Origin of the sequence: Peterkaempfera griseoplana (genome assembly GCF_001418575.1) — a bacterium.
Lineage (GTDB): Bacteria > Actinomycetota > Actinomycetes > Streptomycetales > Streptomycetaceae > Peterkaempfera > Peterkaempfera griseoplana.
On sequence record NZ_LIQR01000372.1, the window covers coordinates 1 to 11,645 of the forward strand.

Consider the following 11,645-nt stretch of genomic DNA (forward strand, 5'->3'; position numbering starts at 1 on the left):
GTGCAGGTGGTGAGGGTGATGTAGCGGCCGGCCCGGGTGTGGCCGGAGCCCACGGGGATCGGCGCGACCACCCCGGTGTTGTACTTCGACGTCTGCGGCAGCGTGCTGTCGACGCGGTAGATGTACCAGGTGTCCGCGGTCTCCACGACCACGGCGTCGCCCTTGTGCACCTTGTCGAGGTTGTGGAACTTGGCGCCGTGGCCGTCGCGGTGCGCGGCGAGCGCGAAGTTGCCGGACTTGGCCCAGGGCATCGCGGCGGCGTACGGCTCCTGGTAGACGCCCGCGACGCCCTGGTTGAGGATGTCCGTACCGGTGCCCATCTTGATCAGCACCGTGAAGTCCTTGCCCATCGCCGGGATGTGCAGAAAGCCGACCGGGTCACCGGTGGCGAGCTTGGCAGGGTGGTGGACGCCGGGTGTGGCCGAGTCACCGGAGGCGTTCGGCTGGTGGGTCCACTGGTCGCGCAGGTGGTGTGACGCGGCGTTGGCCTGACGGTCGGCCATGACGTTGGTCCACCAGAGGGAGTAGGCCACGAAGAGGCCCAGCAGCACGCCGAAGGTGATGAGCAGTTCGCCCATGACCGACGCGGCCGAAGCGGCCCTGCCCCGGCTCGGGCCACGGTGTCCAGCCAATGCCTGCCCTTCCACACGTCTAGGAACCCAGCAGAGCGTCGGGCTTTCCCTTGCTCCGCGGGCGCTCCTCGACCATCTTGCCCCAGAGGATCAGCCGGTAGGTGGACGTGAACTCAGGTGTGCAGGTGGTGAGGGTGATGTACCTACCCGGACGAGTGAATCCGGAGCCCACCGGCACGGGCTGGATCACACTGACGTTGGACGGAGGGGTCTGCGGCAGGGCGCTGGTGATGGCGTAGGTGTAGTAGGCCTTGGCGGTCTCCACCACGACCTTGTCGCCCACCGCCAGCTTGTTGATGTAGCGGAACGGCTCACCGTGGGTGTTGCGGTGGGCGGCGAGCGCGAAGTTGCCCGTCTTGTCCCAGGGCATCGCGGTCTCCAGGGCGCCCGAGTAGTGCCCGACCATGCCCTTGTCGAGGACGGAGTGCTTGTCGGTGCCCTCGGCGATGGGGGCCTTCACATCCAGCTTGGGGATCCAGATGATGGCGAAGCCCTGGCCGGGGGCGAAGGCGCCGGGATCGCGGGGGTCGTCGGGGTCCCGGGAACCTCCGCTGTTCCCCTTGTCCCACTGCTGCTCCAGGCGGTTGGCGGTGCCGCTGGCGGCCGCGTGGGCGCGCACGTTGGTCCACCAGAGCTGGTACGAGACGAAGAGCAGCAGCAGGACGCCCAGGGTGACGCAGAGCTCCCCCGCGGCCCGGACGATCTTGACGCTGACCGGCTCCCGGCCGCGGGCCCTGCCCGGCGCCGCCCGGCGGCCGTGGCGTGCGGCTCCGGCGGGCTGCTCGGCTGCGGCACCTCGTCGCCCCCTGCCGCGCGCCTGCTCGCGGTCCGCTCGCCGCCGCTCGGCGCGGCCGCCCAGGGGGACCTCCGCCGGTACGGCGGGCGGCATGACGGGCAGCCGCAGCTGCATGGTGTCCTCGGAGCCCGCCTCGGCCTGTCCGTCGTCCTCGGTCCCGGTCTCCGGGGCCCTGCCGGGAGCAGGTCCCGACGCAGGCTTGGTCTCGGGTATCGACACCGTGCGCAGCTGCATGGTGTCCTCGGGCCCCGCCGGCGGCGGTGATCCCGGTCCGGCCGACAGCGGTGACCCCGGCCCGGCCCCGGGCCCGGCACTGGGTATCGACACCGTGCGCAGCTGCACGGTGTCGTCAGGCCCCGCCGACGGCCCGGCGGCGGGCTTCGCCCCGGGCCCGGTCTCGGGTATCGACACCGTGCGCAGCTGCATGGTGTCCTCGGGCCGCGCTCCGGGGCCGTCCTGGGACGCACCAGGAGATGCGGAGACGGCGCGCAGACGCATGGTGGCGTCGACGCGCGGGCCGCCCGGTGCGGGCGTCTCCTCAGGCTCCTGCTGGGCCTCCCGGCTCTCCGGCCGGACCGCGGTCACCTCGGTCAGCCTCGGCCGATCACCGGAGCCAGCCCGGCGGAGCGGGCGACGGCGTCCGCGTCCCCGCACTGGACCAACCAGTTGGCGAGCATCCGGTGGCCGTGTTCGGTCAGCACCGACTCGGGGTGGAACTGCACGCCCTCCACCGGGGCCTCGCGGTGCCGCAGGCCCATCACCACGCCGCTCTCCGTCCAGGAGGTGGCCTCCAGCACGTCGGGAACGGTGTCCTGCTCGACGGCCAGCGAGTGGTAGCGGGTGGCGGTGAACGGCGAGGGGAGTCCGGTGAAGACGCCGGCGCCCTGGTGCAGCACCTCGGAGGTCTTGCCGTGCAGCAGCTCGGGGGCGCGTCCCACCACGCCCCCGTAGGCGACCGCGATGGACTGCAGGCCCAGGCAGACCCCGAAGAGCGGCAGGTTCTCGGCGGCGCAGTGGCGGACCATGTCGATGCACACCCCGGCCTCCTCGGGGGTGCCGGGCCCGGGCGAGAGCAGCACGCCGTCGAAGCCGGTGTCGCCGCTGCGCGGTACGGCGTGCTCGACGGTCACCTCGTCGTTGCGGACCACCTCGCAGGTGGCACCGAGCTGGTAGAGGTACTGCACCAGGTTGAAGACGAAGCTGTCGTAGTTGTCGACGACGAGGATCCGTGCGGTCATGCCTGAGCTGCTCCGGGGTGAAGGACTCGGTGGGAGTCGGTGCCCACCACGGTGGAGGGAGCGGCCGCGCCGTTGAGTGAGGTCTCGCTGCTGCGGGGCGCCGGGGTGGGGCTGTCGGTGGGGTGTACGGCTGTGGAGCCTCCGTCGTTCACGGTGACGTCACCGAAGGGGAGCAGCGGTTCGGCCCACGGGAAGACGTACTGGAAGAGAAGGTAGACGATCCCGAGCACCAGCAGCAGTGAGACGGCCGACTTCGCCAGCACATTGCCCGGCAGTTGCCGCCAGATCCAGCTGTACATGCCGCTCCTTCCCGTCCCCTGAGGGCCAAGCCTACGGGTCGGGGCGGGGCCTCGTGGGCGGGAGTGGGGTTAAGGGACCGCCTGGGCGTACCGGAGGTCCACGCTGCCGTTGTAGCCGGGCAGGGTCATGGCGCCGCTCTGGTCGACCTTCCAGCCGAGGCCGTAGGCGTTGACGTACTGGAGGTAGTTGCTGATGTAGGGGTCGGCGTCGACCGCCGCCTGCATGGCGGCCTGGCTGCCGACGGCGCGCACCACGTAGGGCGGGGAGTAGACGCGGCCCTGCAGGATGAGGGTGTTGCCGACGCAGCGGACCGCGCTGGTGGCGATCAGCCGCTGGTCCATCACCTGGACGCCCTTGGCGCCGCCCCGCCAGAGGGCGTTGACCACGGCCTGGATGTCCTGCTGGTGGATGACCAGGTCGTTGGGGCCCGGCTCCGGGACGCCGGGGATGCGGGCGGTGGCGCCGGGGGGCGCGTCATTGAGGGTGACGGTGAGGCCGGGGCCCTTCAGCGGTTCGAGGCCGGCGGCCGTGGAGAGGGCGGCCAGCCTCCTGATGTCGGCGGGGTTCTGGCCCTGCTGCTCGGCGAGGGCGTCGACCCGGTGCTGGAGCGCGGAGACCTGGTGTTGGGTCTGCTGGTTCTGCTCGCTCTTCTCCCTTATGACGTCGGTGAGGCGCAGCAGGGAGTCGTCGGTGCGGAGATTGGTGCCCTGGGCGGTGAGCGCGCTGACGCAGAAGAGCAGCCCTGCGAGCGCGAAGACAGCGCAGGTCAGGACACGGCCGACAATTCGGGCGGCCGGACCGCGTTCGGCGGGCGAGCGGCCGGCATTCCCGGAAACTGACACCGTACCCTTATCTCCTTCCGACCCGACGAGCCACTACGCTAACGGACGCCGGTGGCGTGTGAGTGCCGCATCGGACCGCGTCCCGCATCCCCCGGTCGCCGTCAGCATCCTGCGCGGTCATGCAGCGCATCGACAGGAGAGTTCCTCGTGCCGAAGTCTCGTCTCCGCAAGAAGTCCGACTACACCCCGCCGCCCACGGGCGTAGCGGCGGTCAAGCTGGATTCCGGGCGGCGCTGGGTCGCCCCGCTGATGCTGGCGTTGTTCCTGGTGGGACTGGCCTGGATCGTTGTGTACTACGTGACCAGCACCGCCTGGCCGGTGAAGCCCTGGGGCAATTGGAACATCCTGGTGGGCTTCGGTTTCATCGCGGCGGGTTTTGGCGTTTCCACCCAGTGGAAGTGACGGGTTCCGTCACCTGTTCCGCCGACGGCGGCCGCGGTGCGCGGCCGCCGTTCCGCATCTCCACAGTCCTACATTCAGCTTGTCCACACAGTTATCCACACTGGGGAAAAGTTCAGACTGTCTGTGGATAACTTGACAGCCGATACACCCCCCGTACGGGCGATTGACCATGAACATGCAGGTGGACGCGGGTAGATCGGCTTCTGTGGATAACGATGGGGATGACGAACATCACCCATTGATCAGAGCGGTCCCCAACAGCACCAGACCCAGCGTCACCAGCACCATCGCCGCCACCGCCACCCCCTGGACCAGATCCCTCCGGTCCGCGGGCGCCCGCACCATCGCCAGGGCGGTGAGACCGCCCGCGACCAGCCCGCCCACGTGGGCCCGCCAGTCGATCCCGGACATGGAGAAGGTCAGGATCAGGTTGAAGGCGATCAGGGCGATGATCGGGCCCAGCGGATAGCCGTTCGCCCGGTGCAGCACCACCGTGGCGCCCAGCAGCCCGAAGATGGCCCCGGAGGCACCCGCGGAGTACGTCCCCGCCCCGGCGACCGCGAACGACAGGGCGCTGCCCACCAGCCCCGAGACCAGATAGAGCGCCACATAGCGCAGCCGCCCCAGGGCCTGCTCCAGCTGGGGACCGATCCACCACAGCGACAGCATGTTCAGCCCGATGTGCCACCACGACCAGTGCATGAAGACCGAGGTCAGCAACCGGTACCACTGGCCCGGGCCGGTCGCGACGCCCACCAGGTGCCCCTGGTCGTAGCCCTTGCCGACCAGCACCAGCTGGTTCTGCAGCGACGTCCCCACCACCTGGACCAGCAGGAAGAGCGCCAGATTGACGCCTATCAGCACCTTGGTCGCCAGCGCCGGGTCCTCCGCCAGCCGGCCGCCGAACGGGGTGCGGGCCTCCCGCACGCCCTCCTGGCCGCGCTGCACACAGTCCGGGCACTGGAAGCCCACCGAGGCGCTCACCATGCAGAGCGGGCAGATCGCCCGGCCGCAGCGGGCGCAGCTGACACCGGTCTCATGCTGCGGATGGCGGTAGCAGCGGGGCAGTCCCGGCGTCTGCGGAGCAACGGCGGGCTGCGGAGGGGTCGCGGGCTGCGGAGGGACAGCCGGCGGGGGCGGCACGACGGGATGCGGCGGCGGCTGGTGCGGCCGCTGCGGCCCGGTGCCGGAGCGCCATCCTTCGTCGGGGAGCATCGCGGCTACCTCCTCGTTGGTCCCGGGTTCCCGCTGTCCGTGGTTGTCCTCGGCCGGCCTGCGAGGTGAGGGCACAGGCCCCGGTGGCGCCGACGCACCACCGGGGACCGCGTGCCGTGCACCGCGGTCAGCGGCGGGTGATCTCCACCGACTCGATGACCACGTCCTCCAGCGGACGGTCGCCCGGACGGGTCGGAACGGTGGCGATGGTGTCCACGACCTGCTTGCTCGCCTCGTCGGCGACCTCGCCGAAGATGGTGTGCTTGCGGGTCAGCCAGGTGGTGGGGGCCACGGTCACGAAGAACTGCGACCCGTTGGTGCCCGGACCGGCGTTGGCCATGGCCAGCAGGTACGGACGGTCGAACGACAGCTCCGGGTGGAACTCGTCGGCGAAGCTGTAGCCCGGGCCGCCGGTGCCGGTGCCCAGCGGGTCACCGCCCTGGATCATGAAGCCCGAGATGACCCGGTGGAACACCGTGCCGTTGTACAGCGGCTCCGTGGAGGCCTGCCCGGTGCGCGGGTCGGTCCACTTGCGGCTGCCTTCGGCCAGCTCGACGAAGTTCGCCACCGTCTTGGGGGCGTGGTTCGGGAAGAGCTTGATCACGATGTCGCCGCGGTTGGTCTTCAGGGTGGCGAACAGTTCCTCGGCCACGATGTGCCTTCCTACGTACGTCACTGACAGAACGAATCCTCGCACGTTCGGCGAGACCGGGTGCCACAGGCGCTCCCCGCGGTCCCCGTACGCCACCGCAGGCCACGCCGCAGTGGCCGCATACGGCCTATTCCCACATGCCGGTGATCGGACCCACAGGCATGATCTGCGACGAGGGGGAGAGGCGGAATACCGGACACCACCGAGGAGGAGGCTCTCGTGACCCGCTTGGACGCAGCGCGCGAAGCTGCCGGAAAGACCCGGGACACCCTGGCACCGTACGCGACCACCGCCATGGACACCGCTGCGCACTACGCGGAGGGCGCCCGCCGCCGGGTGGCCCCACGGATCGAGGCACTGGCCCCCAGGATCGAGGCGGCGGCCGCGCAGGCCGCCAACCAGGCCCGCTGCACCGCACGCACCACCTATGTGCAGCATCTGGCACCGCGGGTCGAACAGGCCCGCTCCACCGTCCCCCCGCAGGTGGAGGAGGCCGCGGTACGCGCCGCCCACCTGACCCGGGAGACCGCGCTGACGGCCCGCGACGCCGCCGTCTCGGCCGGCCGGCAGGCCAGGAAGACCGCCGGCCCCGCGGTCGGCCAGCTGATGGAGGAGGCCCGTACGACGGTCGTCCCGGTGGCCCTGGAGGCGCAGAGCCGGGGTGCCGCGGCGCTGGCCGCGCTGCGCAACCCGGTGACGGCCGCCGAGATCGAGCGGCTGGGGCGCCGCCATGAGCGGCGCCGCCGGTACGGGCGGGTGCTGCGCGGGCTGCTGGTCGTCGGGGTGCTGGCGGGCGGCTCCGCGGCCGCCTGGCAGTGGTGGCGCCGGCAGAGCAACCCCGAATGGCTGGTGGAGCCGCCGTACGAGGAGCGCAGCGGCGGCAGCGGTGCCCGCGCCTCCGACCAGGTGAGGGCGGTGTCCGCGACGGGGATCGTGGCGGCCGACGCGGCCACCCAGAACACCGTGGACGGCTCACACCCCGTGGATCCCGAGGTCCAGGCCAAGCAGGACAAGGACAAGGACGGTCAGAACGGGCACTGACCGGCGCCCGCCGCGCAAGGGCGGTGACCGGCGGAGCCGCACGGCCCCCCGCACCGCACGACACGGAGGGCGGGCGAGGGCCGGTGACCCGCGCGGGTCACCGGCCCTCGCCCGCCCTCAGGCCTGTGCCCCCGACCGGGTCCGCTGCTCCGCGGCCGCCGCCCCGGTGATGTTGCGGGCCATGCCGCCGAAGACCAGCGCATGGAACGGCGACACCCCCCACCAGTAGGCGTGGCCCGCCAGCCCGCGCGGATGGAAGAGGGCCCGCTGCCGGTAGCGGCAGCCGCCTCCCTCGTCCGGCTCCACGGCGAGTTCCAGCCAGGCCAGCCCCGGAAGCCGCATCTCCGCCCGCAGCCGCAGCAGCCGCCCGGGCTCCACCTCCTCGACCCGCCAGAAGTCCAGTGAGTCGCCGACCCGCAGCCGCTGCGGATCGCGCCGCCCGCGGCGCAGCCCCACGCCGCCGAGCAGCCGGTCCAGCCAGCCCCGAGCCGCCCAGGCGAGCGGGAAGGAGTACCAGCCGTTCTCCCCGCCGATGCCCTCGATGACCTTCCACAGGGCTTCGGGGGCGGCGTCGACCCGCAGCTGCCGCTGGTCCCGGTAGAGACTCCCGCCGGCCCAGTCCGGGTCGGTGGGCAGCGGATCGCTCGGTGCCCCGGGCAGGGAGGCGGAGGACCAGCGGGTGGCCACATCGGCCTCCCGGATGCGCTGCAGCGCCAGCTCCACCGCCTGCTCGAAGCCGATGGGGCCACCGGGGGGATCGGGCACCCAGCGGGTGATGTCGTGCTCGGTGCAGACCACCTCATGGCGCAGCGACTCCACCAGCGGCCGTGCGATGGAGTTCGGCACCGGGGTGACCAGCCCCACCCAGTGACTGGACAGCCCCGGGGTGAGCACCGGGACCGGCAGCACCAGCCGCCGGGGCAGCCCCGCCACGGCCGCGTAGCGCTGCATCATCTCCAGATAGGTGAGCACGTCGGGACCGCCGATGTCGAAGGTGCGGTTGACCTCCGGCGGCAGCGTCGCGGACGCCACCAGCAGCCTCAGCACGTCCCGGACCGCCACCGGCTGGATACGGGTGTGCACCCAGCTGGGGGTGACCATCACCGGAAGCCGCTCGGTGAGATAGCGCAGCATCTCGAAGGAGGCGGAGCCGGACCCCAGGATCACCGCCGCCCGCAGCACCGCGGTGGGCACCCCGGAGGCCAGCAGGATCCGGCCGACCTCCGCCCGGGAGCGCAGATGGGGGGAGAGCCGCTCCGCGGGCACCGCGGCGGGGACCAGCCCGCCCAGGTAGACGATCCGCCGCACCCCCGCCGCCCGGGCCTCGTCGGCGAAGGCCTGTGCGGCTCGGCGGTCGGTCTCCTCGAAGGAGGCCCCGGTGCCCAGGGCGTGCACCAGGTAGTACGCGGCGTCGACGCCCGCCAGCGCGGTGCGCAGCGACCCCGGGTCGGTGACGTCCCCCTGCACCGTCTCCACCTGCTGCGACCAGGGCTGGTCGCGGAGTTTGGCGGGGGTCCGGGCCAGGCATCGCACCCGGTGCCCGGCAGCGAGCAGTTCCGGCACCAGCCGGCCCCCGATGTACCCGGTGGCGCCGGTGACCAGGCAGTGCAGCCGCTGTGGGTCGTCCATACCGGTCTGCTACCCAGCGCCCGGCGTTCACGCCGGGCGGGCCCGGCCGTCGGTGCCGCGCGGCCGGGAACGGCGGAGCCCCGGCCTGCGTGGCGCAGGCCGGGGCTCGGAGGTGCTGTGGAGCCTAGGGGAGTCGAACCCCTGACATCCGCCATGCAAAGACGGCGCTCTACCAACTGAGCTAAGGCCCCTCGGCGGTCCCGGAAGATCCGCCGCGCACAAGGGTACCCGGTCCCGGGCCGAAACTTGAGCAGGTATCCGGTCCGCCGCTCGGAGCGACCTGGCAGAGTGCTGCCCCGAGGGCACGATCGGGTCGGGAGCAAGGTGGGTCGTCTCCATGGGACAGCTGTTCGCCGGACGGTACGAGCTGGTGGACCCCGTCGGCCGCGGCGGCGCCGGGGAGGTCTGGCGTGCCTGGGACCAGCGGCGTGAACGCTATGTCGCCGTCAAACTGCTGCAGCAGCGCGACGCCGGCTCGCTGCTCCGATTCGTCCGGGAGCAGGCACTGCGGATCGACCACCCGCATGTGCTGGCACCCACCACCTGGGCCGCCGACGACGACCAGGTGCTCTTCACCATGGACCTGGTACGGGGCGGGTCGCTCGGGCACCTGCTGGCCGACCACGGCCCCCTGCCGCCGCGCGCCGCCTGCCGGCTGCTCGACCAGCTGCTCTCCGGCCTGAGCGCGGTGCACGCCGAGGGTGTGGTCCACCGCGACATCAAACCGGGGAACCTGCTGCTGGAGGCGACCGGCGGCGGACCGCTGCATCTGCGGCTCTCCGACTTCGGGATCTCGGTGCGGACCGGTGACGCCCGGCTGACCGAGACCCACTTCGTGGTCGGCACCCCCGGCTACTTCGCCCCCGAGCAGCTGCGCGGCGCCGACCCCGAGCCACGGCAGGACCTCTACATGGCCGGCGTGGTGGCCCTCCAGCTCCTCACCGGCTCCAGACAGGACCTCGACGCCCTCCAGGCCGCCTCCGCCGAGGGCCGCCGCCCACCGGCCCCCCAGGGCCTCCCCGAGCCGCTCTGGCAGGTGGTGGGCACCCTGCTGAACCCGGACCCCGAGGCGCGCTTCCGTACCGCCACCGGGGCACGCAGGGCCCTCGCCGAGGCGGTGGAGCTGCTGCCCGGCAGGGCGGAGGACGACCCCGTGGTGGTGGTACCGGACCGGATGGGCCCGCTGCCGAGCGGGTACGGGCCGCTCGGACCCGTCACGCGGCAGAGGGAGGCCACCGACACGGTCGCCCTCGCCGCGGCTCCCCCCGCCCCGGGAGGTCTGCCGACCGGCCATGCCGTGCCCGGTCCGGCCACGGCCACTCCGAGCGCAGCCCGGCCGGGCGCGTTCGGACCGCCGATGGCCGCTCCCGTCTCCCGGCCCGCGGGTGTCTTCGGGCCGCCCACGGCCATGGACGCCCCCGTGGTGCCGGTGGCGACCCGCCGGGGCCGCTTCAGCCGTCCTCCCGGGGTCCGGGTGGTGGTTCCGGTGCTGCTGGCCGCCGCCGTCTGCTATGCGGTCGGCATCTGGGCGCTGGTTACCGGCTGAGTTCAGGGAGCCGCCGGTGCTGCCGCTGTTTCACGTGAAACACCGGCAGCCGGAAGCTCATACCGCCCGGCGCCGTGCCGCTGCCGTCCAGCCCAGCAGGGAGGCCAGCAGGAGGGTCCCCGCGCTCAGGGCCGCCATCGCCAGCACGGTCCGCCCCGCCGTCCCGCCTGCCGCCTTGAGGGGCCGTCCGGTACCGATCTGCGCCGGATCCCCGATACCGAAGCCCGCCTTCACCGCGTCCCCCGCATAACCGGGACCGGCCACCGCGGCGCCCTGCGTCCGCAGTCTGATGGTGATGCCGACGGAACCGTCGGCACCGACCACCTTCGCACCGCCGGGCGCCATGCTCACCACCAGGTAGTACCAGCCCTCCAGAGCCATCGCCGTGGTGTCGTCGCCCGACTCCCAGCGGTTGGCGTAGGCGACCGGCACGGTCAGCAGCGAGGACTCCGCCGGATCGCCCGAGTAGTACGCGGTCTGACTCTCCCCCCGGGTGCGAGCCGGGTTGAGAAGTGTCTGTTCGATCTGCGTGGACGCGTACGAACCGCTGCCCTTGGTGGTGGCGTTGGCGATCTCGATCCGCGAGGAGAGACTCTGCCCCCAGCGCAGCGGCACCCGGTAGTACAGCTGCTCCCCGGGGTGCAGGGAGTCCTTCCAGACACCCGCGCCCAGAGCCGGTGCCCCGGCGAAGCCATGGGCTCCGCCGACCGGCCGCGGCTCACCCGACTGCGGCACCGGGGTCGCGGGGGCCGCAGTCCTGGCCGGTCCAGGGGCGGCGCCCGAGCTGAGCCCCGGCTCCAGCAGGAACTGCAGCTCCACCGGCCAGGGCGCCGGATCGGAACCCGCCTTGGAGGTGCGCTCCAGGGAGACCAGATAGCGGCCGGGCTTGTCGCAGCTACCGCTGCGGTCCTGCCGGGGCACCCGGTAGGCGGTGCCGGTCACCGGCATCGCCCCGTCGTCACCGGACGCGATCTCCAGGGTCCCCCCGCCGCCGCACCGGTCCCCGCCGGTGCTCTCCAGCTTCAGCTCCGCACCGTCCCCGTAGGACGCCTTGCTGCCGCTGCGCGGCGCCAGGGTCGCCGACACATAGGCCGCCGAGACACCGTCCAGGTCGATGGCGTAGTACCTGCGGTCGCCCGGGGCGAGAGCGTCGGTGTACGACCGCCCAGCGGTCATCCGGGGCGCGTCACTGCTGCTCACCGCCCCGGTCAGCCGGTCACCGGACGGCTGGTAGGAGCGGTCGGGCGGACTCCCGGCCGCCGAGGCCGTCCCCGGTGCCACCACCGCCACTCCGGCCAGCAGCAGCACCGCAGCCCGCCGCACCGCGTCGACTCCCCGCCCCACCCCGACTC

The 11,645-nt window shown here is 72.5% G+C and carries 12 protein-coding genes and 1 tRNA gene; 3 read left to right on the plus strand and 10 right to left on the minus strand.

The window, feature by feature from the left end; genetic code table 11:
- The 5 genes from AOK09_RS26205 to AOK09_RS26225 all read right to left on the minus strand — a co-directional run.
- A partial coding sequence (locus AOK09_RS26205; RefSeq protein WP_055589720.1) for a class E sortase occupies positions 1-578 on the minus strand: 578 nt, incomplete at its 3' end.
- 73 nt (positions 579-651) lie between these two features.
- Positions 652-2,013, minus strand: a complete 1,362-nt coding sequence (locus AOK09_RS26210; RefSeq protein WP_055589721.1) for a class E sortase — start codon at positions 2,011-2,013, stop codon at positions 652-654.
- A gap of 5 nt (positions 2,014-2,018) precedes the next feature.
- Positions 2,019-2,666 (minus strand): aminodeoxychorismate/anthranilate synthase component II, encoded by a 648-nt coding sequence (locus AOK09_RS26215; protein ID WP_055589722.1) that lies wholly within the window; start codon positions 2,664-2,666, stop codon positions 2,019-2,021.
- Positions 2,663-2,965, minus strand: a complete 303-nt coding sequence (locus AOK09_RS26220) for a hypothetical protein (RefSeq protein WP_055589723.1) — start codon at positions 2,963-2,965, stop codon at positions 2,663-2,665. The genes AOK09_RS26215 and AOK09_RS26220 overlap by 4 nt, the downstream gene beginning before the upstream one ends.
- 69 nt (positions 2,966-3,034) lie before the next feature.
- Positions 3,035-3,808, minus strand: a complete 774-nt coding sequence (locus AOK09_RS26225) for a DUF881 domain-containing protein (protein WP_055589724.1) — start codon at positions 3,806-3,808, stop codon at positions 3,035-3,037.
- Between the two features lie 147 nt (positions 3,809-3,955).
- On the opposite strand from AOK09_RS26225, the gene crgA reads away from it, so the two are divergent.
- Entirely contained in the window at positions 3,956-4,210 is a 255-nt protein-coding gene (crgA, locus tag AOK09_RS26230; protein WP_055589725.1) for a cell division protein CrgA, read from the plus strand.
- Between the two features lie 231 nt (positions 4,211-4,441).
- Here crgA and AOK09_RS26235 read toward each other — a convergent pair whose 3' ends face one another.
- Together AOK09_RS26235 and AOK09_RS26240 are read right to left on the minus strand one after the other, a co-directional pair.
- A complete protein-coding gene (locus tag AOK09_RS26235; RefSeq protein WP_079063444.1) occupies positions 4,442-5,425 on the minus strand; it encodes a rhomboid family intramembrane serine protease in 984 nt (327 codons plus the stop codon).
- A 127-nt stretch (positions 5,426-5,552) separates the two neighbouring features.
- Entirely contained in the window at positions 5,553-6,077 is a 525-nt protein-coding gene (locus AOK09_RS26240) for a peptidylprolyl isomerase (RefSeq protein ID WP_055589726.1), read from the minus strand.
- A 219-nt stretch (positions 6,078-6,296) separates the two neighbouring features.
- Here AOK09_RS26240 and AOK09_RS26245 point away from each other — a divergent pair, with 219 nt between their 5' ends.
- A complete protein-coding gene (locus AOK09_RS26245) occupies positions 6,297-7,118 on the plus strand; it encodes a DUF5324 family protein (RefSeq protein ID WP_055589727.1) in 822 nt (273 codons plus the stop codon).
- Between the two features lie 117 nt (positions 7,119-7,235).
- On the opposite strand, the gene AOK09_RS26250 is transcribed toward AOK09_RS26245, so the two are convergent.
- Positions 7,236-8,747 carry an SDR family oxidoreductase gene (locus AOK09_RS26250; RefSeq protein ID WP_055589728.1) on the minus strand — a complete coding sequence of 504 codons (1,512 nt, stop codon included), beginning with the start codon at positions 8,745-8,747 and terminating at the stop codon, positions 7,236-7,238.
- A gap of 118 nt (positions 8,748-8,865) precedes the next feature.
- Positions 8,866-8,938, minus strand: a tRNA-Ala gene (locus AOK09_RS26255).
- 146 nt (positions 8,939-9,084) lie between these two features.
- Between AOK09_RS26255 and AOK09_RS26260 the strand changes: the two genes are divergently transcribed.
- Positions 9,085-10,293: a serine/threonine-protein kinase gene (locus AOK09_RS26260; RefSeq protein ID WP_055589729.1), complete on the plus strand. Its 1,209-nt coding sequence runs from the start codon at positions 9,085-9,087 to the stop codon at positions 10,291-10,293.
- 57 nt (positions 10,294-10,350) lie between these two features.
- Here AOK09_RS26260 and AOK09_RS26265 read toward each other — a convergent pair.
- A partial coding sequence (locus AOK09_RS26265; protein WP_157876043.1) for a hypothetical protein occupies positions 10,351-11,645 on the minus strand: 1,295 nt, incomplete at its 5' end.